The organism is Flavobacterium sp. (assembly GCF_036759525.1).
Lineage (GTDB): Bacteria > Bacteroidota > Bacteroidia > Flavobacteriales > Flavobacteriaceae > Flavobacterium.
The window spans coordinates 19,101-41,004 of the sequence record NZ_DAIOUN010000012.1 but is presented as its reverse complement, the minus strand read 5'-3'; the positions used below and the strand labels follow the sequence as shown (position 1 = coordinate 41,004).

Genomic DNA, 21,904 nt, shown 5'->3' with positions numbered 1-21,904 from the left:
GATTTTTTACAGTTTGTGTTCTTCAAGGAAATGATAAAACTCGTCAAAAATAATTTTAAACCAAACGGTGTAATGTTCCGATTGTGCTTGAATATCGTCTTTAATGGCTTCTATACTCATCCATTTCCAACTTTCTACCTCATCTGGATTGATGTTCGGTTCGTTATTGTAATAACCAATCATCACATGATCGAGTTCGTGTTCGGTCAAACCGTTGTCAAAAGGGGCTTTGTAAATAAAATGAAACAATTCTTTCAACTCGGTAGTAAAACCCATTTCTTCCTGCAATCTTCGCGTTCCCGCTTGAATATTGGTCTCACCTTCGCGTTGGTGACTGCAACAGGTGTTCGTCCACAACAAAGGGGAATGGTATTTATGATGAGCTCGTTGTTGCAACATCACTTCGTTTTTATCATTCAATACAAAAACAGAAAAAGCACGATGAAGCACCGCTTTTTCATGAGCTTCAAGTTTTTCCATTAACCCAATGGGCTCGTCGTTTTCGTTAACTAAAATTACTTTTTCTTCTGTCATAGCTTTTTTATAGCTTTCCAAAGGTAAGAAAAAGTTCGTTTTTATTTTGAATTATATGGATTTGTGAAAAGTTTAACGGGTGTTGAATGTAGTTTTAGTAATCCAAACTCTCCTTAATTTTCAACGCACATTTTTCGCCATCAATGGCTGCAGAAACAATTCCACCGGCAAATCCTGCTCCTTCTCCACACGGATACAAACCTTTAATTTGAAGATGTTCTAAAGTTTGAGCATCTCTCGGAATTCGAACCGGAGAAGACGTTCTACTTTCCGGAGCATGCAAAATAGCTTCATTGGTTAAATACCCTTTCATTGATTTACCAAATTGCAAAAATCCTTCTCGCATGATTTGCGTCAAAAATCCAGGGAAAACCTGACCCAATTCTATCGAAGTTGTTCCAGGAACATAAGAGGTTTTGGGAATTGAAGCGGAAACTTTATTTTGCGTAAAATCAATCATGCGTTGTGCAGGCACTTTTTGCGTTTGCCCAGCCAAATGCCATGCTTTTTGCTCGATAGATTTTTGAAATTCCATTCCGGCAAGAGGACCAAATTTGTCAAAAGGTTTGAAGTCTTCCAGTTTTAATTCCACCACAATACCTGAATTGGCCGTAGCTTGATCTCTCTTGGAAGGCGACCAACCATTGGTAACCACTTCACCCGGACTGGTGGCACAAGGTGCAATCACGCCACCCGGACACATGCAAAACGAATACATACCGCGACCGTTCACTTGCTTTACAATAGAATACGGAGCCGGTGGCAAATAGTCACCTCTAAAATCGCAACTGTACTGTATTGAATCAATTAAATCCTGTGGATGTTCCGCTCGAACGCCCAAAGCAAAGGGCTTGGCTTCGATGAGGATTTTCTTTCGATCTAATAATTCAAAAATATCACGAGCCGAATGTCCGGTTGCTAAAATAACTTTATTGGCAGAAATGATGTCGCCTTTTTGCGTTACAATTCCTTGAATTTCATTGTTTTTAATGACAAAGTCAGTAACACGGGTTTCAAATAAAACTTGTCCACCACATTCTATAATTTTTTCCCGAATGTCTTGAATAATTTGAGGTAACTTATTGGTTCCAATGTGCGGATGTGCTTCTACCAAAATCTCAGGAGATGCTCCAAAACCGACTAACAATTGTAAAATTCGATCCACATCGCCACGTTTTTTGGAACGCGTGTAGAGTTTTCCATCAGAATAGGTTCCGGCTCCGCCTTCTCCAAAACAATAATTGGAATCTTCGTTTACGATATGATCACGATTAATAGCTTTTAAATCGCGACGACGACCCCGAACATCTTTCCCTCTTTCGATAACGATGGGTTTCAAACCCAGTTCAATCAATTGAAGAGCTGCAAAAAGCCCGGCAGGTCCGGCACCAACTACAATAACTTCTTTTTGAGGGGCTACATTCGGATAATGAGGCAATTCGATTTTTGACTCAGAAAAAGATTCGCCTTGAAAGAAAATCAGCACCTTTAAATTGATTTTGATAGCTTTCTGACGAGCATCAATCGAACGTTTAAGAATGGAAATATGCTGAACTTCAGATACAGAAACCTGAATCATTTTGGCTACATGTGCTTTGAGTAAAACATCGTGTGCGGCCACTTCGGGTGCTACTTGAATGAGAAGTTCTTTAGGCATAATTATTCTTTTTGGCAAAAGTAAGTAAAAGTAACCTATTTCATTTTCTCAAAAGTTTTTTATGCAATCAAAGTTCGGGCAACCGCCCATTCCGGTATGTAATAAAAAGGAATGGAAAGTTGAATTTTTACTTAAAATCAATCTATTTTTGCAAAAAAAAGAATGTCCAGAAAAATAAAATTGATTTGGGATTTTAGAGGTCCGGTATCTGCCAAAACAGCAGAACATCATGAAATACATTTGAAAGAATATATCATTGCCGAAAAGTTACCTATAAATATAACCGGTTTTGAAGTTTACAACGAAATGCACGCCATAGCTTATATGGTGGTTACCGATGAAAATATGATTGCAGTACGCGATGCTTTGAAGCCGCATCGAGGAGAAATTTTTGAATAGTTCTCAGTGGCAGTTTTCAGTCACAGTTCTCAGATTACTGCGACTGAAAACTGAGACTGAACACTAATTTGCTACTTCACTAATAAATTTAATTCGCATCAAACGCAATTCTTCAATATCGTAATCGCCATCAAATTCTTTAAGAGCTTCTTCAATTTTATCAGTCTCAGACTCCATAAAATAACCTTGAATTTCCTCTTGCTGTTCGTCATCTAAAATTTCATCTATCCAATACTTGATATTCAATTTGGTACCGGAATAGACAATTTGTTCCATCTCTTTCAAGAGAGCATCCATGGTAAGACCTTTGGCTTTAGCTATATCTTCCAATGACAATTTGCGATCAATATTTTGAATAATATAAAGTTTGTTTGCCGAATTGGCCCCTGTTGATTTTACAACCAAATCATCAGGACGAATAATATCATTCTCTTCTACATAACGAGCAATAAGTTCTACAAAGGGTTTTCCGTATTTTTTAGCTTTGCCTTCACCTACACCATGCACATTACTCAATTCATCTAATGATATTGGATATTTGAGAGCCATATCTTCTAAGGAAGGATCTTGAAAAACTACAAAAGGCGGAACGCCTAGTTTCTTGGCTTCTTTTCTTCGCAAATCTTTCAACATGGCCATCAAAGCTTCATCTGCCGTACCAGATGATTTTGATGCGGTTACCAGAGTATCATCATCTTCTTCGCTATACTCATGGTCTTCTGTTACCATAAAGGAAGTTGGATTTTTTAAATAAGAAACCCCCTCATCTGCCAATTTCAAAATACCATAGGTTTCAATATCTTTTTTCAACAATCCGGTTACCAAAACTTGACGAATCAAAGCCATCCAGTAGCGTTCGTCTTGATCTTTTCCGCAACCAAAAAACTCTTGTGAATCGGTTCGATGAGCTTTGATAATAGCGTTGATTTTACCCATTAAGGTAAATACAATTTCTTTTGACTTGTATAAATGTTTGGTATCGCGAACTACTTGAAGCAGTTTAACCACATTATCTTTGGCTTCAGATTTAGGTTTCGGATTTCGTACATTATCATCCATATCCCCTCCTTCACCGGTTTCAGTGTCAAATTCTTCTCCAAAGTAATGCAATAAAAATTTGCGACGCGACATCGAAGTTTCAGCATAAGCTACCACTTCCTGCAACAAAGCAAATCCTATTTCTTGCTCGGCAACGGGTTTGCCCGACATGAATTTCTCTAACTTCTCTACATCTTTATAGGAGTAATAGGCCAAACAATGTCCTTCTCCCCCATCTCTACCGGCTCTACCGGTCTCTTGGTAATAACTTTCGAGCGATTTGGGTATGTCATGATGAATAACAAACCGCACATCCGGTTTATCTATCCCCATACCAAAGGCAATAGTTGCCACAACAACCTCTACGTCCTCCATTAGAAACATATCTTGATGTTTGGCACGGGTTTTGGCATCCAGTCCGGCATGATAAGGTACAGCACTAATACCGTTAACTTGCAGTACTTGTGCAATTTCTTCTACTTTTTTTCGACTCAAACAATAAATGATACCTGACTTACCCTTGTTTTGTTTGATAAATTTGATAATATCAGACTCAATATTTTTGGTTTTGGGACGTACTTCATAAAACAAATTAGGTCTATTAAAGGAAGCCTTAAAGGTCTTAGCATTACTCATGTCTAAGTTTTTTAATATATCTTCCTGAACTTTGGGGGTTGCTGTAGCTGTCAAACCTATTACAGGTACATTCCCCAAATGTTTTATGATGGTTTTTAAATTGCGGTATTCGGGTCTGAAATCATGACCCCACTCCGAAATACAGTGAGCTTCGTCAATGGCTATAAAAGAAATGGGTACGGTTTTCAAAAAATCAACGTATTCCTCTTTGGCCAGAGATTCTGGAGCTACATACAATAATTTAGTTATTCCGGAAACTATATCTTTTTTTACCTGATTAATTTCGGTTTTAGTCAAGGAAGAATTTAACACATGAGCAATACCATCTTCCGAGGAAACACTGCGTATAGCATCAACTTGATTTTTCATTAATGCAATCAAAGGGGATACAACTATGGCGGTTCCATTCTGAATTAAGGCAGGCAATTGATAACACAACGACTTACCTCCGCCCGTAGGCATAATCACAAAAGTATTTTGTCTATGCAAGATACTTTGAATGACTTCTTCTTGTAAACCTTTAAAGTGATCAAAACCAAAATATTTCTTTAATTCCTTGTGAATATCAATTTCGTTAGGATTCATTCTTCTGTTATGGGTATTTTATTTAAATTTGCACCCATAAAGATACAACTTTCTTTGAATCGTACAAATTTTATATCTATTGCATTTTGACAGCAAAAAATAATATTCTGCAAACCGCCAAAGAAACCATAATCGCTGAAAGTCAGGCGATAGCCAAATTAGCGGAATTACTAACCGATGATTTTGTAAAAACAGTAGAGCTCATTCACAATACCAAAGGGCGTCTGGTTGTAACCGGAATTGGAAAAAGTGCCATCATTGCTCAAAAAATGGTTGCTACTTTTAACTCTACCGGAACACCTTCCAGTTTTCTACATGCCTCAGAGGCCGTTCACGGTGACTTAGGTATGGTTCAACCCGACGACGTAGTGATTTGTATCTCCAAAAGTGGCAATAGTCCGGAAATCAAAATCTTGGTTCCTATTCTGAATCGCTTTGGGAATCCGTTAATTGCCATGACAGGCAATTTAACCTCTTTTTTAGCCAAAAATGCACAGTATGTTTTGGATACAACCGTTGAAAAAGAAGCGTGTCCTAATAATTTGGCCCCAACAAACAGCACTACGGCTCAACTGGTTATGGGAGATTGTCTGGCCGTGTGTTTAATGCAATTGCGAAATTTTAAAAGCGAAGATTTTGCCAAGTACCATCCGGGAGGAGCACTCGGAAAAAAACTTTTATTACAAGTGAAAGACATGTTGGACGAATCAAAAAAACCAACGGTCTCTCCGGATGCCAACATTCAAACTGTAATTTTTGAAATTTCTGAAAAAAGACTCGGAGTAACTGCAGTAGAAGAAAATGAAAAAATCATTGGCATCATTACTGATGGGGATATTCGAAGAATGCTAAGCAAAACCGAAACCATTAGCGGAATTACTGCTCGTGATATTATGACCCAAAATCCCAAAATGATTCAACCTCACAACTTGGTAGTTGAAGCTCTAAACATTATGGAGGATTTTGCTATCACGCAACTCATTGTAGCCGAAAATAACAGTTACAAAGGGGTAATCCATTTGCATGATATATTAAAAGAAGGCATCGTATAATGGCGACAAATAAAGTGAAAGAAATGTCTTTTTTAGACCACCTCGAAGAACTGAGATGGTTACTCATCAGAAGTACCCTGGCAGTTCTTATTTTGGCTACAGCAGCATTCTTTTTTACCGATTTTATATTCAATGCTATTCTATTTGGTCCCAAAGACCCCAATTTTGTGACCTACCGCTTCTTTTGTGAGGTTACACAATATTTTGGTTTTGAAAACAGCGATATCTGTTCGGTTTCTATGCCTTTCATCATTCAAAATACGGCCATGGGAGGTCAAGTTTCATTTTTAATATGGACCTGTGTCACCGTAGGTTTTATCGTAGGTTTTCCCTATATATTATATGAATTTTGGAAATTTATAAGTCCGGCATTGTACGATAACGAGAAAAAATACGCTCGGGCATTTATTGTAGTCTCTTCGGTTTTATTTTTCCTGGGTGTATTATTTGGCTATTACATTATCACCCCACTCTCAGTCTATTTTTTCGGTTCATTTTCTGCAAGTCCCGAAATTATTAACGAATTCAACTTAGATTCCTATACCAGTATGATTAAAACCTCAACAATAGCCAGTGGTTTATTGTTTGAACTACCCATAATCATTTATTTTTTATCAAAACTCGGACTCATTACACCTTCTTTTTTAAGAAAATACCGCAAATACGCTTTAGTAATCGTCTTAATTTTAGCCGCTATCATTACACCTCCGGATGTAATTAGTCAAATTATTGTTACCATACCCATTATGATACTCTACGAAATAAGCATTTTAATAAGTGCTGTAGTCGTAAAAAAACAAGAAAAAGAATCTTTAAAATAAAATAGCTATGTCCAACAGTGTTCAAGAATTTAATGCCTACCGTTCTAAAATGAACGAAAAATTACTAGCCGATAACAATTTGTTAATCAAAAGAATTTTCAATCTGGATACCAATGCCTATACCGAGGGTGCTTTAGATGTAAAAACAAAAGAATTGTTAGGCTTGGTTGCTTCTGCCGTTTTAAGATGCGACGACTGTGTCAAATACCACTTGGAAACCAGTTACAAAAACGGTATTACCAGAGAAGAAATGATGGAAGCAATGGGAATAGCCACCTTAGTTGGAGGTACCATCGTAATTCCACATTTGCGAAGAGCCTATGAATTTTGGGAAGATTTGGAAGCCCAACAATAACACAAACTACTGTTAACGGATGCCAATGTAAAAGATTAATTTGTTTATTTGCATCACAAAACCTTAGTACTCCGTTTCTCAGAAACTCAGAAAAATGAAATTAAGAGCTGAAAATATTGTAAAAACATACAAAGGAAGAAGCGTTGTAAAAGGCGTTTCGGTTGAAGTAAATCAGGGTGAAATTGTAGGCTTATTGGGTCCTAACGGTGCCGGTAAAACAACCTCATTTTACATGATTGTGGGTTTAGTAAAACCCAATAGCGGAAAAATTTACCTAGACCAAATGGAAATTACAGATTTCCCAATGTACAAAAGAGCTCAAAACGGAATTGGTTATTTGGCTCAAGAAGCCTCTGTGTTTAGAAAATTGAGTATCGAAGACAATATTTTAAGTGTATTGCAATTGACTAATCTTTCCAAAGCCGAGCAAATTGCTAAAATGGAAAGTTTAATAGATGAATTCAGTTTACAACATATTCGAACCAACAGAGGGGATCTCCTTTCCGGTGGCGAACGAAGAAGAACTGAAATTGCACGAGCCTTGGCAACCGATCCAAAATTCATATTATTAGATGAACCTTTTGCCGGAGTTGACCCCGTTGCAGTTGAAGATATTCAACGCATTGTAGCTCAGCTGAAAAACAAAAATATCGGCATTCTCATTACCGACCACAACGTACAAGAAACACTTGCCATTACAGACAAAACCTATTTGATGTTTGAAGGTGGAATCTTAAAAGCCGGCAAACCCGAGGAGTTAGCCGAAGACGAAATGGTACGAAAAGTATACTTAGGTCAGAATTTCGAACTTCGTAAAAAGAAACTGGAATTTTAATGCTTCAACTGGTAATGCAACATTTTGGGTGTCCCTTGAAATAAGTTGATATCCACAAGACCTTGTATTCCGGAAACACTTCCCTTTTCTGAAAACTGCCAAAAAAGCCAATTTTCCTTGGGTGACTCCACAAAAAAATTGTAATTGGCTATCCAAAACGGATAGCCTTTGAATTCTTTTGCTAAAAAATCAGTATAATAACTTTCCCCCGAATAGATAATAGGTTTAATCCCATAATGAGCTTCTACAGTGGTAAGCCAACGTTTTAATCCCACTTTTAAACTATCCATAGATTGAACTTTGGGTAAATTTTCAATATCGAGTACCGGAGGTAAATCGCCTTTTTCCAATGCAACCTGACGAATAAAATTTTGAGCCTGTAAAATGGAATTTTCGTTGGGTCTGTAATAATGATATGCCCCTCGAATAAACTTTTGCTTTCGTGCCGATGCCCAATTGGTCTTAAATCGTGCATCAACTTTATCTTTTCCGGCAGTTGCTCGAATAAAAACAAAATGCAATTGAAAAGTATCGGCAACTGTACTCACCTTTTCCCATGCAATATCGCCCTGATATTCCGAAACATCAAACCCAAACACATAGTGAGGATGTCGAGATAAAACCTGAAAAACATGGGCTTCTTCTACTTTTGAAGCCGAAGTTGAAAGGGAATGCTTTGATTTAAAACTAAAATAATAAGCCAAAACCGTACGGTAATGATATACCGAAAAACAAAGACCCAAAAGAATTACAAAACCAATAACCCAGCCTAATGGAATTCCTCTTTTTCCCGATTTTCGCTGGGGAGATTTTCGATTCACCGAACGCTTAGACCGAGGTTTTCGCATACCCTAGGAATTTGAAAATCGATTTTGAATCAAAGACAATACTACATAAATCAAAACAATCAATGGAATGGCCGCCCATTGAAAAAATACCAAAAGAACTAGCGAAGTAGCCAACAATAAAAATGGATATTTGGAATCTTCCCATGAAGCCGACTTAAATTTTAATGAAAACAATGGGATTTCTGCATTTAGTAAAAAAGCACTCAAAAAAGTAACTCCCAATAAGAAATAGGGATGAGTTAAAAGAGTGGCCAAAATTTCAAAATCCGTTTTTTCCAACAAAAGGGGCAAGCTCAAGATGAACAAAGCGTTGGCAGGCGTTGGCAAACCAATAAACGAATCCGTTTGGCGGGTATCAATATTAAACTTACCCAAACGGTAACACGAAGCCAAAGTAATAACAAAACCCAACAAGGGTAAGAGGGGGAAAAACTCAAAAGTATTCCAAAGCAAAAAGCCACCATCAGTTTGGGTGTTGGCCAAAAGTTGATACATCACAAAACCCGGAACTAAACCACTGGTAACCATATCTGCCAATGAATCCAACTGCAATCCCAAGGCACTCTGAACGTTGAATAAACGAGCAAAAAAACCATCAAAAAAATCAAAAAAGATACCCAAACACACAAAAGCAAAAGCCATAGGATACTGCTGCTCAGACACGTGAAGCATAGCCATACAACCGGAAAACAGATTAAGCAAAGTAAGGGTATTCGGAATTTTGGAGGTGAAATTCATAAACGTAAGTTTAAAACAAAAATAATACAATAAGTCTTAAATAGAAACGTTTCTAAAGGATATTTTGTTCACATAAAAAGGAGACCTGAATTTGAATAATATCGGTCTAAAATTCCTATTTTTGGAAAAAATTGTACAAAATAAAGGTCGTTAAAAAAAATAAATTGAAAAAGACTCTTTTAGTTGCCATTCTACTCCTTCCTTTTTGGGGAATGAGTCAAGCCATACGGAAATATTCGAACGAGTTTATGAATATTGGTGTGGATGCTGCAGCATTGGGAATGTCAAATGCGGTAACTGCCAGTACTTCAGATGTGAATTCCGGCTATTGGAATCCCGCAGGATTAATTCACCTGGAAGACAATCAGTTGGCTCTCATGCATGCCAGTTACTTTGCAAACATTGCCCAATATGATTATGCTGCTTTTGCTATGCCTATAGACGACAGAAGTGCTTGGGGTATTTCACTTATTCGTTTTGGAGTTGACGACATTTTGAACACCACTCAACTTATTGACAGCGAAGGAAATATCGATTACAATCGAATCAGCAAATTCTCGACCGCCGATTATGGTGCTACATTTTCTTATGCCAGAAGTCTTCAAGTTCCCGGTTGGCAATACGGTGTAAATGCCAAAGTAATCCGCAGAATCATTGGTAAATTTGCCAATTCTTGGGGTTTTGGTATAGACGTGGGTATCCAATTTGAGAGAAACGATTGGAAATTTGGACTCATGCTCCGTGACATTACTACTACCTACAATATTTGGAATATAGACGAAGAAGAATATGAAAAAATAGCCGATGCTATTCCGGGTGAAAATCAAGATCTCCCGGAAAGCACCGAAATTACGCTACCCAAAGCTCAGTTGGGAATTTCCAGAAAATTTGAAATTCGCTATGACTATACTCTATTGGCAGCCGTAAACCTAAATATGCAATTTGCAAGAACCAATGATATTTTTGCAACCAGCGTTGTGAGTATCGATCCGGCTTTGGGTTTTGAATTCGGCTATACCGATTTGGTATTCTTTAGAGCCGGCGTGGGTAATTTTCAGAATGTTAGACAAATTGACAATACCGAACGAATCGGTTTTCAACCCAATATCGGACTGGGTTTCAAATACAAAGGAATTCAAATTGATTATGCTTTAACGGATATAGGCGACCAAAGTGCTGCTTTATACTCCAATATTTTTTCACTTAAAATCGACATGGGTATATTTCGCTAATCATGACAAAATATGTACTATATCTGTTTATACTGGGCCTAAGCTGTATTTCATACAAAAGTTACAGTCAAAACTATCCGCTATCTTACGAATCCCAAATAAGTATACTTACTTGCGGTAGTGGCACCGAACTCCATGCTATTTTTGGACACACAGCCATTCGCATTGCCGATCCCGTTAGAGGACTTGATATAGTTTATAATTTTGGAATGTTTGATTTTAGAACGCCCAATTTTTATTTAAAATTCGTAAAAGGAGATTTACAATACTTTGTGGCCAATACCTCTTATGAAAATTTTATTTATGCCTATACCCTCGAAAACAGAAGTGTTTACGAACAAAAACTTGAACTTACCCAAACCCAAAAACAGAACCTTTTTGACAAGTTGAATAAAATACTGTTTTCGGATGATAAATTCTACACCTACAAATTCATCCATACCAATTGCACAACCAAAGTCGTAGACCTCATCAATAGTGAATTCCCCGAACCCCTAGTGTTCAAAACAAACCCCAAAGACCTAAGCTACAGAAAGGTTTTAAATCCGTTTATGGAAGATTTATTTTATGAAAAATTGGGAATCAATATTCTTTTTGGATATCTGACAGATCACGATGCGACTCAGCTCTTTTTACCCATTGAACTCATGAATACCTTGGATAAAACCACAATACAAGGAAAAAAAATAGCCCAACCCATGCAAAAGATTTTCGAAAAAGATGCCAATCTCGACAAAAAATCGCTTTGGAATACGCCTTACACTTTTTTACTGATTTTATTGGGTATAGTTTTGGTAAATAAAAGAATAGTAAACACCATTTTCCTTTCCTTAATGGGAGTTTTGGGACTAGTACTAATAGGTGTTGGATTTTATTCAAATCATATTGAAGTTACACAAAACTATAACATTTTACTTTTCAATCCTTTACTCTTAGGGGCCCTTTACTTCTACAAAAATTCAAATCCTACAGCACTAAAACGTTGGAAAATTTTACTGGCTATAAGTATGGGAATCTATTTTGTATTCCTACTAAACAAAGCCCATTTCTGGTTAATGCTGCCCATTGGAGCAACAATAGGCTTTATGGTATTAAAGTGGGAACAAAGAAAATAAGTAGCATTTATTGACCTCGATAAAACAAAATGGTGCTCAACGTTTTGATTAAAATATTGATATCCAAAAAGATACTTCGGTGCTTGATGTAATACAAATCGTACTGTAATTTAATCAAACTGTCATCTATAGAATCACCATAGGAATAATTCACCTGGGCCCAACCCGTTAGTCCAGGTTTTATAACATGCCGAGTTTGGTAAAAAGGCATAACCTCAGCAATTTCATTAACAAATACAGGGCGTTCCGGTCTGGGCCCAATTACCGCCATTTCGCCCATTAAAATATTTAAAAACTGTGGAAATTCATCTATTCGGGTTTTTCGAAGAAACTTACCAAAAGGGGTAATTCGCACATCATTGGCTGTTGCAAAAACAGCACCATGTTGTTCCGCATTTTTAACCATAGTACGAAATTTGATAATGCGAAAATCTTTACCGTTTTGTCCAACACGAACTTGAGTATAAAACATCTTCCCTCTATTTCCTATTAAATTTCCAACAAACAAAAACGGAAGCAAAGCCATTCCAACACCAATGCCCACTAAAGCGATAACAATATCAAACAAACGTATCAATAACAAATACAACTGATTTTGATTGCTCCGGCTAAATGGGAAATAGCGATAAAAATCTTGGGCTACATATTGTACCGGTATGCGTTGTGTTAAATTTTCATACACATGGGTATATTCTCGAATGGTAAATCCGTTCTCCAACAACAATAATAATTTATTGTACAAATCTACTGTAATAGCCTCGGTTTTTTGTGTGGCAACAACAATTTCGGAAATTGAATTTTGAGACACAAACCTTTCGAGTTTAGCCAAAGGAACCATTTGAATGGAAGAATTGGGTATAGAACGCGACTCGCCATACTCGGCATCTACCAATGCAATTATAGTATAATGCGGGTCTATACTTTTCAAACCCTGAATCAATTCATCCGCTTGTTCACTTTCGCAAACCAAGATGACTTTCTTTTCAAAGCGATGAGATGCCAAATACTTTTGGTAAAACATACGCCATATCAATAAAGCAACAAAAATAGCAACGAAAAAATAGACAATCTGTATCCGATTTGAAGGGAGCTCCGGTGTTAAAATTGGGGTAAACAAATAAACAATTACCGTAGTAAACGAAGTTAGTATTATACTTCGAATGGCTTGAAATTGATTGCTAGCTACCTGTAAATTATACATTTCAAAAACAGAACCAATAAGCAGTATGTAAGTCCCCAATACTACAGTCCATTGGTAATTGTAAACGGTAATGTAAAAATACTTGAAATTAAAAATGATGCCAACCAAATAAAGGGAAAGCAATACCGAAAATACATCAAACAAGCGAAGTAGTATTTTTCGCTCGGAAACTTCAAAATGTATTTTCTTTTTGCTGTTCATCGATGTTTTTAGGGTGCAATGTAATTAAAAGTATACAAATGTTAAAGTTATTTCAAAACTTCTTTCCACTGATTTTTAACAATTTGCCAATCCAACTGTTCTACCTGATAACGTGCCTTTTGAGTCATTTTCTGAGTTTCATCCGGATTTAAAATGCAATGTTCTAAGGCTTTGGCCATAGCCATTGCATCCGAATCGGGAACTAATATTCCGGTTTCGCCTTCAGAAATCAAATAAGGTAACCCTCCTACTCGCGTAGACAGTACCGGTAAACCTAAAGCCATAGCCTCCATAACACTCACCGGCATATTGTCAAAATGCGTGGTATTGATAAAAAAATCATACGATTCCGAAAGAGAAATCCATTCGGATTTGGTTAATCGACCTTTAATTTCAACCGGCAAATTGTAACGAGCAACCATTTGGGTCATCGCTTCTTTCGATAGGCCTTTAAAAGGTCCCACCATAGTTAAACGGGCTTGCGGATAGGAAGTTATTATATTTTGTAAAACCTGAAATGCCATCTCTGGATTGTAGATGGAGTCAAAGGCACGAACCCATAACAATCGCGGTTCAAATGAAGTACGTTTCAAAAAGGGATAATTTTCTATGGAAAGGGTATTGGGAATCGAGACAATACGAGGTATGCCCGAAGCCTCCAAAGCAACTCTCAAATAGGCCGAAGGAACCACATTACAATAGGAATTCTTGAAAACAAGAGCTGTCAGAAAAGGCTGTTTTTGAATTCGTCCTGGTAAATTTCCTCCATGTAAAATTGGAATGTACTTAGCTCGCAACAAACGACACAACTGACTTACCAAAACAGCATACCAAAAATTCAAAGTGCTGTAGGTATCTATCAAAACATAATCAGATTTTCGAGCATATCGCAAAGTAACATAAAACATGTCTAGAAAACGAAAGACCATATTTTTTTGTGAGGAGGCTACAACAACTTCATACCCTTCATTTTGTAACAAAGGGGTAAGTGTTTCTACTGTAGACACATTAATGCCGTGTTGGGATAACGCGTTTCCTAAATACAAAAGTTTTTTCATGCATACCTACTTTTAACAATGAAAGGGCATAAATAAAGGAGGGGGCCGCTGTTCGCATGGCAGCATGGTTTAAAGTTAAAAACCAAAATGCCATAAAACACAGTATAAAATAATGGTATTTATTGTCCAAATACAAAAGTAAGGGGGTGAACAACAAAATAAGCAATCCCAATATGCCCAAAAGTCCATGCTCTCCCAACATGCGAGTTATTTCGTTATGAGACGCCATTACCAAATCAAACTTGGCTTTGCGATAAACCGTTCCACTACCCACTCCTCCCCCAAAAAAGGGATTCTCTAAAAACAATTCAATTTCGGTGATAGAAATACCTTCACGACCGGAAAGTAAACTCTGCTTCTCCCTTCCTTGAGCATCTTGATTGGCATATCTTTTATCAATCAAACCACTGGTTACCAAAGAAGTATAAAGCCAAACCAAAAACAAAGCTCCGGCAAATCCTCCCAACAAAAAGGTCATTTTAAATCGGGCGTTAGAATTACCTTGTAAATAAACCACACCTACTAAAAGGGCTATCATAAAAAATCCGGTTATTACCCCACCGCGAGAAAAAGTGAGTAAGCCCCTGTAGGTTAAAAATACAACTAAAAGGGAATTAACCAACAATTGCAACTTGGTTGGTGAAGCTAGCAATAACCTAGAAAAGAATACAAACATACCAAATCCTAAAATGGTTGCTACCTGATTGGGGCCAAAACCACCCGATGTAGCAAAATTGGATCCGGTGTTTATTAAAACTTCTTTCAAATCCGGTGTATATAAAACCAAATAAGTAGCACAACTGACTATAGGCAATCCCGCCCATAACAAAACTTCTTGTAACTTGGCAAATGATATCTTGCGACTGTAACAATAAATAGAGGCAATAATTAAACTCAAAGGACCAGATAAATTAAACATCATAATCTGACGAAACCGCTCCTCTTCACTTACTTCTATCATCCCCAAAACAATGCCGGGTAATAAGAGTATAAAAAACAGTCCGTACGCTACTGCATTTTTGGAAAATCCTTTGAAATACATACCTAAAGCTAAAAGAATCATGATAGAATATTTGGTAAATTCATGATTGACAGTACCTTTGGTCATTCGCAAAAAAACTTCAGAGCCTACCAAATAAGCACAAACCAATAAAGCTTCTTCATTGGCATTACTGTTTCGAAATACCCAAACTAAACCCACCAAAAAAATCAAAAGTCCAAAAGCTACCGAAAGAGCAGGCAGAGCATATATAAGTATACCTAAAAGTACATGGGCAATAACTAACCGTAAATAAGGTAAATCTTTCATGCGTTTGAATTAGAAAAAGGCCTAAGAATGGGTCCCAAAGACATGTTTTCGGAGTTTGTAAAGATAATGATCAAATGTAAATAATTTTGCCAATTCTTGAATAGCCGTTGAAGTCTTTTTCAATTGTTCGGGAGTTGAATTCAAAGCCAATGAAACTACACTGGAATAAGAGGTAGCACTGTGAATATCCCAAACAAAACCATTCGCTTCATTCAAATAATGTTTTATACTACTCACATTCGAAACTATAGGAATCACTCCATAACAAGCAGCCTCGGCTATAACTTTAGGAAACCCTTCATTGGTGCTGGGTAACATAAAGAAATCCGATTTTTTTAAAAAAGAATGTACCTCAGGACGATCCAAATACCCATGAAACAAAATGGTATGGGGTAAACTTTGAGCCAAAAGTTCGCAAGAGGCTCGTTCGGGTCCATCCCCTATTATGTGAACTTCTTGAATCAATGATGGGGGTACATCTGCCAGGGCGTGTAAAATTCGATCAACGCCTTTAACATGATCAATTCGTCCTACAAAACTGAGCACAAAAGGAGGCTCAAATTTTTTGGATTGAGCATAAACAGCTCCTTCTTCCAAATGCGTTTGTGTAAGACATGGATTTTCAAAAGAATAACATTGAGGAGCTTGATGCGGCCAAAATCCATTAATTGTAACCGGATAATTGACCCATTTTTGTTGCAAAAACCATCGCTGCCAGCCATTCGAACGTGGAGGTCGCTCTTGCTCCCAATCACCCGCATATTTTACCCAGAAAGTATAATCCCGTTTCCAAAACCAGGTAAATAAGGGCAACAAAAACAATCCCATAGCGGTTGGGGTTCGCAATTGAACCGCCGAAGCTCCTACCAACTGTTTTTTTACAGTTCGAATAATACCGGGCATTTTGAAAAATATTCCCAATTTTTGCTTCAAACTTTTACCTCCATAAGCCGGAATAGGAACATAGGTAATATTAGACTTCGTATATGCCACCGAACTGGGCGGGGCCTTATGCGTATAATAACAACCTACATGCACAACCTCATCCCAATAATCGGCCAAAAAATTGATTTCATGAACCGTTGGCCCCCAACCTTTAATTACACCTCCATCGGTATAATGTTCCGTGTGCGAAATAATAACTAATTTTTTATTCATGTTTCAAACATTCTAAATACTGTAAAACGATATCATCCCATCGAAATCGCTCAGACCAAGCAATGGCTCTTTGTTGATACCCTTCATAATCCTGCAACACTTGAGATACAGCAGCCAAAATAGATTCCGGATGGTGCGGAGGAACCAAAACACCATTACAACCGGTTGTTATCGCATCGGCTATTCCGGAGTTTTGAGAACCTAATGCCGGAATACCCATAGAATTGGCCTCTAAAACCGCAATTCCAAAACCTTCCACATCACCATTTTGTAGTTGATCACTCAACATCATAAAAAGAGTCGATTGTTCCAATACTTTACGAAGTGAAGAAGCATCCAATGCCCCATGAAAAGTAACCCGCTCAGAAACACCCAAAGATTGAGCCAATACCGAAAAAGCTTTTTGCTCTGTAGGCAAACCAACAATATCATAATGAACAGAAGGATAGTGCAAAGCAAGAAGAGGTAAAGCTCGAATTACATTTTGTTGCCCTTTTCTATACGTAACATTGCCAACAGTTACCAAACGTAAAGGTTCCGGATTTCGTTGTACAAAAGATACTTTTTCCATAGCAAACCCATTATTAATGACACGTAAAGGCAAATGAGACTTGACTTGATGCACCAATTCTGCCGTGAAACGAGACACGGCTACTACCTTTGTAAATCGGGATAAACTCCAACGGGTAAAAAACCGACTCATAAAACCACCGGCTTTTAATTCCGATCCATGAATGACTGCCAGTGTAAATGGGGCATATAAAAGGGTTAACATTCCACCCAGCCAGAGTGAAAATTTACCGGAAAGAATAACAGTTTCTGCGTGATATTGTTTTCCCAGTCGAACGGCTTGATATACTCTTTGCCAATAGGTCCAAAACACAAAACGACTCCGGGGAATGCGTTGTACTTGAAAGGGCAAAGAGGCGTCAAATGCCAAATCTTGTGACAGATTTGCCGAGCGTTGATCGGTTAAAACCAAAACAGTATACCCCTGCTTAACTAAAGCCAAAGCCAAATGATAGGCGTGATTGCCAATACCACCGGGTAAAGGAGGAAACTCTGAAGTGATAAAAAAAATCCGTTTCAAGTGGCTAACTTTTAGGTGGGCTAAGGTATTAAATTTTAATAGCTTTACCGAAATTATGGGTAAAAAGAGTAATTAAGGAAGCAAGTCTTTCGGGGTAACAAATTGAATAGATTGCCCGGATTGTAATAAAGTCTCGATGAAGTGAACAAAGGCCGCTTTCGATTCGTTTTTGTGAGCTAAAGACAACATAAACGGATGAGCACTCACCGTATAGGTGTCATAGGAAGTTGACAAAATATGGTCTAAAACCTTTGTATCAAACCCATTGTAATGATTTTCTAAAACCAAAACTCCCTGATGCAAATACGTTCTTCCGGTTAAATTTGAAAATTTTTTAAATAGTTTTGAGGCAATTGAACGATGCGATATTCGAATCCAACGGTAACCCTGTTCTTTTAATAATGGAAAAACCGAATCTAAATTTCCCATTTTAAACAAAGGGTAAAGTCCGCGATCTCCAAAACTGTAAGCCCCTTTGGAAATCCATGTCATGGGTCGATTGTGAGGGGGAACAAAACCAACAACAGACTGTAAAGTAGGAAGAACAGCATCTAAAGCTTTTTTACTTCGAAATAAACTCTTGGAAACTTGTTTTTCCGTAAATAACGGAATCCACTCGTGTTTCCAACTGTGCGATGCAATTTCATGTCCTTGAGAAGCAATCTCAGATATTAAATCCGGAAAAAATAAAGGATAAGGTCCGGGCTCTGCAGAAAATCCGGTTATAGCAAAACAACTTCGTAACGCATTTTCTCGAAGAACTTGAAGAATGAAACGCACATTCTCTATCTCGGTTTCAAAATTCTCAAAATGAAAATTATAAGGATAGGTTGAATTAACCTGACCAATACCACCATCAAAATCCCAAATAAGTATAATTTTCTTTGTTTTAAATGTTTTCATCAGAATCAATATAGGTGTAAAAAAAAGTTTTGGTCAGTAATAGTTTTTTCAAAGACAAATCTGCAGTGTAAAAAATAATTTCAGTAGGGGTTCCAAAACGAATAAACCCCAAACGCCGCAATCGCTTATCAACCAAATGATTCGAAGCTAAAATCCGAATACTACCCTGACTATTGGATTTCAACAAAAGGAGGTGTTGCAACATTTTCCACAACTCCTTATAGGTCTGGGCTGTATAGGAGGCTACATAAAACCTATCATTTTGAAAATAGCCGGAAAAAGATAAACCAAAATTTGTAGAAAAACAGCGAACACCGGAGTAATAATTTTCAAAACTCGGATAACGCCAAGCTACAAAAGAATCATCCTGTTCTATACCCACAACACTCAAATCAAATGAAGTTTTGTGAGACGTATATTTATTGGGTGAAATTTCTTGGTACAATGAACGATTAAAAATTGAAAACAAACGAACGGCAACTAAAAAAGGATTGGGTATCCAATTTAAAACCGGTATAGACTTCTTTTTATAACGCAGCAAATCTCCCAATCGATAAGGAAATACATATTTGAAACCACCTGATAAGGATTGATACCCCATGCGTTTCATAGATTTGGATGCTGAAGGACTAGGATCACTTCCCAGAGTTATGGGGCAATTCGCATGAGCAGCCTCATACAATAATTGGGCAACACCTTGCCCTCTGTATTCCGGATCTATCATTAAATCACAGGCCCATTGAGCGGCTATTCGCTCTCCTTCAACTTGGAGCCAAACCGGTATTACACCAAATTGACCTATGACTTTGGAACCATCAACAGCTAATAAAAATGAATGGGTAGACACGCCGGGTTTTGACCTAAATTTCCAATATATGTATGACGGGATTCTGCGTCTGGTTTTGGTCCAATGACGCAAAGCAAAATCAGAATGGGCATTCTCCCACTCCGGTCCGTAAGGTTTTATTTCTATCATACCGCTGCCAACATTTTAGAACTCATACGCCATGATTTGAATACTTGAAACAAAACCAAAGGCAATAAAAGCGGAATAAACACAAAAGACAAAAACAACAAAAACTTGTTCTTTTTCAATCGATAAGGGACTAAAGAAGGCAAAATAGACTGCAAAATATAGTACCTGGATAAAGCTGCACCAAAATACTTTCTACTTAAATACAATACACTGGGAACCGGTCTCGGCCCGAGTAATTTCTTGGGTCGCCAACCGTCCCAACTCCCCATTTGACGCAATCCGCCTTCTGAAACTTTCAAATGAATTCGCTTGGCTTTACAATTGGATATGTTTTTAAATCCATTCAAATAACAGCGTAATCCATACTCCCCGTCCCCCATGCGTTGTTTCTCAAATTGCAAATCAAAATACCCTATGCTTTCAAAAACCGACTTTTTCAAGAGTACATTTCCGGTATCTAATTGATCACTCCAACGAAAATAACGGTAATGTTTCGGGATCTCGGCTCCTACTACACTCAAGGATACTCCGGAAGATAAATCGGCTTGAAAAAAATCTAAGGTTTTCAAATGGTGTTCAATCCAATCGGGGTCAACCAAAGAATCATCATCATACAACAAAATATAGGAACCCTTAGCTTTCTGAATGGCTTCGTTTCGAGCTTTCCACAAAGCTTTCTCTTTTTGGTACCAAAAATGCAAATCCAAATTCCACCCTTCGTAGAAAGTCGCATCAAAAGGTTCCGATTGATCTACTAGGAGTACTTCAAAATGGGTATAGGTTTGGCGTTCCAAATCCCGTAAAACATCTTTCAAATAGGAATAGCGATTGAGTGTGGGAATTACAACTGAAACAAAGGGACGTTCTGCCAATAAGGGACTTTCAAAAGAATCGTAGGCAGAATAAGGTAAAGCTTGGTTGGCATAATCAAAACGAGATACATGACGCGTTTTCCAAAAAGCGGCAAATTCTGCAAAGGGATTATGAAAGGTCAATACCCGCAATAATAAAGTATAAACAACCCAAGCTACATGTACATTTTTTCTTAAAAAACGGTATTCGTCTGCCAATGGGAGCTTGGGAGTATTCCAAACATTCAATCCTGCTTCAGGCTTACTTTGAATCACGCCTCTTTGAAATGCAGTCCAAGCCAAATCCCGCTCACAGGCCTCTGCACTTTGGTAACCCAAATCTTTTTCAAATGAAATTGAGTTCTGAAGCAATTGCTCTTGACTCGGAAAATAAGCATAATCCTGCTTAGGCCTCAAGTTAAAGTACCAAGTAGGTTTTACATATCGAAGAAAAGAAAAAAGCATAAGTTGAGAACCGCGTTAAAATTGATTATTCAAAGCTAATCATTTAAAGTTACGGGCAAAAATTTCCGAACACAATCTCCTTCCTTTTGCATTTACATGCAAGCGGTCATAAAACAGCATTTTATCTGAAATCAAATCCGAATGATTAAGTACGTTGTAAGATGCAGGATACTCGCAACGTGTAGCATACAAGGGCGATTGATACAAAACCAAAGAAATAGAATGCTCTTCACAAAAACGAACAATTCGCTCCAAATAAGGATTCCTGATTTCGGGTTTTTTATACTGCAAACCGGAAAATTTGGGCAACTGGGCTTGTACTTCGGGATAACTGTAATTCCCAAAGGCATCAAAACGATTTCGCTTTTGAGGTTGAATGGCTACCAATAAAGAAGGATAAAACAACTCGGTGTTAAAATAACTCACCCCAATCAAAGGGAGGTAACGGGTTGTAGTGTAAACCGAAAAAAAATCCGAATCCAAAGTTTTAAAATAATCGTGCACATGTGCTTCGCGAATGTGCGGTAAAAATCGATAATCATTGGCACTTAATTGGGGTGTAGCATTAGAGACATCCTCAGGAACCAAAGCCAATACAACCGTTTGGGTAGTATGCCCACAAGCATACAAATGTTGCAACATCAAATAATGGGAACTCATGGAAGTATCATCCATACTAAAATTGACCCCCTTTTTTCCGGTTAGCGAATCAATCAATTGCGTATCTAATGTAGTCAATCCGGTACTCGACCCTAAAACAACATAATCAAATGAAGTAGACGGAAAGGCATTTTTCACAAATTGAGGTTTGTAAAAAACAGAGCGTTCCAAAAATTTCAAACTCAAA

Annotated in this window: 21 protein-coding genes; 7 read left to right on the top strand and 14 right to left on the bottom strand. The window is 37.6% G+C overall.

What is annotated here, in order from left to right; translation table 11 throughout:
- Positions 1-6: 6 nt before the first annotated feature.
- Positions 7-534, bottom strand: a complete 528-nt coding sequence (gene idi / locus V7M80_RS09280; RefSeq protein WP_333695609.1) for an isopentenyl-diphosphate Delta-isomerase — start codon at positions 532-534, stop codon at positions 7-9.
- Positions 535-628: 94 nt separating this feature from the next.
- Positions 629-2,191 carry an NAD(P)/FAD-dependent oxidoreductase gene (locus V7M80_RS09275; protein WP_333695608.1) on the bottom strand — a complete coding sequence of 521 codons (1,563 nt, stop codon included), beginning with the start codon at positions 2,189-2,191 and terminating at the stop codon, positions 629-631.
- A 162-nt stretch (positions 2,192-2,353) separates the two neighbouring features.
- Between V7M80_RS09275 and V7M80_RS09270 the strand changes: the two genes are divergently transcribed.
- On the top strand, positions 2,354-2,590 hold the full coding sequence (locus V7M80_RS09270; protein ID WP_333695607.1) for a hypothetical protein: 237 nt from the start codon (positions 2,354-2,356) through the stop codon (positions 2,588-2,590).
- A gap of 63 nt (positions 2,591-2,653) precedes the next feature.
- Here the strand turns inward: V7M80_RS09270 and recQ are convergent, their stop codons facing one another.
- Complete coding sequence (gene recQ / locus V7M80_RS09265; RefSeq protein ID WP_333695606.1) at positions 2,654-4,849, bottom strand: DNA helicase RecQ; 2,196 nt, start codon at positions 4,847-4,849, stop codon at positions 2,654-2,656.
- A gap of 86 nt (positions 4,850-4,935) precedes the next feature.
- On the opposite strand from recQ, the gene V7M80_RS09260 reads away from it, so the two are divergent.
- The 4 genes from V7M80_RS09260 (at position 4,936) to lptB (ending at position 7,912) form a co-directional block, all read left to right on the top strand.
- Positions 4,936-5,901 carry a KpsF/GutQ family sugar-phosphate isomerase gene (locus V7M80_RS09260; RefSeq protein ID WP_333695605.1) on the top strand — a complete coding sequence of 322 codons (966 nt, stop codon included), beginning with the start codon at positions 4,936-4,938 and terminating at the stop codon, positions 5,899-5,901.
- Positions 5,901-6,722 carry a twin-arginine translocase subunit TatC gene (gene tatC, locus V7M80_RS09255; RefSeq protein WP_333695604.1) on the top strand — a complete coding sequence of 274 codons (822 nt, stop codon included), beginning with the start codon at positions 5,901-5,903 and terminating at the stop codon, positions 6,720-6,722. Before V7M80_RS09260 ends, tatC begins: the two co-directional genes overlap by 1 nt.
- A 7-nt stretch (positions 6,723-6,729) precedes the next feature.
- Positions 6,730-7,077, top strand: a complete 348-nt coding sequence (locus V7M80_RS09250; protein ID WP_333695603.1) for a carboxymuconolactone decarboxylase family protein — start codon at positions 6,730-6,732, stop codon at positions 7,075-7,077.
- Positions 7,078-7,171: 94 nt separating this feature from the next.
- Positions 7,172-7,912: an LPS export ABC transporter ATP-binding protein gene (gene lptB, locus V7M80_RS09245; protein ID WP_333695602.1), complete on the top strand. Its 741-nt coding sequence runs from the start codon at positions 7,172-7,174 to the stop codon at positions 7,910-7,912.
- Here lptB and V7M80_RS09240 read toward each other — a convergent pair.
- Both V7M80_RS09240 and V7M80_RS09235 read right to left on the bottom strand, forming a co-directional pair.
- Entirely contained in the window at positions 7,909-8,760 is an 852-nt protein-coding gene (locus tag V7M80_RS09240; protein ID WP_333695601.1) for a glycoside hydrolase family 25 protein, read from the bottom strand. The genes lptB and V7M80_RS09240 overlap by 4 nt on opposite strands.
- Positions 8,761-8,763: 3 nt before the next feature.
- Positions 8,764-9,498, bottom strand: coding sequence for a CDP-alcohol phosphatidyltransferase family protein (locus V7M80_RS09235; protein ID WP_333695600.1), 735 nt, complete (start codon positions 9,496-9,498; stop codon positions 8,764-8,766).
- Between the two features lie 248 nt (positions 9,499-9,746).
- Here V7M80_RS09235 and V7M80_RS09230 point away from each other — a divergent pair, with 248 nt between their 5' ends.
- A complete protein-coding gene (locus V7M80_RS09230; RefSeq protein ID WP_333695654.1) occupies positions 9,747-10,730 on the top strand; it encodes a PorV/PorQ family protein in 984 nt (327 codons plus the stop codon).
- Between the two features lie 2 nt (positions 10,731-10,732).
- Positions 10,733-11,845, top strand: coding sequence for a lipoprotein N-acyltransferase Lnb domain-containing protein (locus V7M80_RS09225; protein ID WP_333695599.1), 1,113 nt, complete (start codon positions 10,733-10,735; stop codon positions 11,843-11,845).
- Between the two features lie 7 nt (positions 11,846-11,852).
- Here the strand turns inward: V7M80_RS09225 and V7M80_RS09220 are convergent, their stop codons facing one another.
- The 9 genes from V7M80_RS09220 to V7M80_RS09180 all read right to left on the bottom strand — a co-directional run.
- The gene (locus tag V7M80_RS09220; RefSeq protein ID WP_333695598.1) at positions 11,853-13,247 is read right to left on the bottom strand and encodes a sugar transferase; all 1,395 of its coding nucleotides are present in this window, start codon (positions 13,245-13,247) and stop codon (positions 11,853-11,855) included.
- Between the two features lie 47 nt (positions 13,248-13,294).
- On the bottom strand, positions 13,295-14,305 hold the full coding sequence (locus V7M80_RS09215; protein ID WP_333695597.1) for a glycosyltransferase family 4 protein: 1,011 nt from the start codon (positions 14,303-14,305) through the stop codon (positions 13,295-13,297).
- Complete coding sequence (locus V7M80_RS09210) at positions 14,256-15,614, bottom strand: O-antigen ligase family protein (protein ID WP_333695596.1); 1,359 nt, start codon at positions 15,612-15,614, stop codon at positions 14,256-14,258. The genes V7M80_RS09215 and V7M80_RS09210 overlap by 50 nt, the downstream gene beginning before the upstream one ends.
- A 21-nt stretch (positions 15,615-15,635) precedes the next feature.
- Entirely contained in the window at positions 15,636-16,772 is a 1,137-nt protein-coding gene (locus tag V7M80_RS09205) for a glycosyltransferase (protein WP_333695595.1), read from the bottom strand.
- Entirely contained in the window at positions 16,765-17,862 is a 1,098-nt protein-coding gene (locus V7M80_RS09200) for a glycosyltransferase family 4 protein (protein WP_333695594.1), read from the bottom strand. Before V7M80_RS09200 ends, V7M80_RS09205 begins: the two co-directional genes overlap by 8 nt.
- A 72-nt stretch (positions 17,863-17,934) precedes the next feature.
- Positions 17,935-18,765 (bottom strand): polysaccharide deacetylase family protein, encoded by an 831-nt coding sequence (locus V7M80_RS09195; protein WP_333695593.1) that lies wholly within the window; start codon positions 18,763-18,765, stop codon positions 17,935-17,937.
- Positions 18,752-19,741, bottom strand: coding sequence for a GNAT family N-acetyltransferase (locus V7M80_RS09190; RefSeq protein WP_333695592.1), 990 nt, complete (start codon positions 19,739-19,741; stop codon positions 18,752-18,754). The genes V7M80_RS09195 and V7M80_RS09190 overlap by 14 nt, the downstream gene beginning before the upstream one ends.
- Positions 19,738-21,057, bottom strand: a complete 1,320-nt coding sequence (locus V7M80_RS09185; protein ID WP_333695591.1) for a glycosyltransferase family 2 protein — start codon at positions 21,055-21,057, stop codon at positions 19,738-19,740. Before V7M80_RS09185 ends, V7M80_RS09190 begins: the two co-directional genes overlap by 4 nt.
- Positions 21,058-21,096: 39 nt before the next feature.
- Positions 21,097-21,904, bottom strand: an 808-nt coding sequence (locus tag V7M80_RS09180; RefSeq protein WP_333695590.1) for a hypothetical protein, incomplete at its 5' end; no start/stop codon positions are given.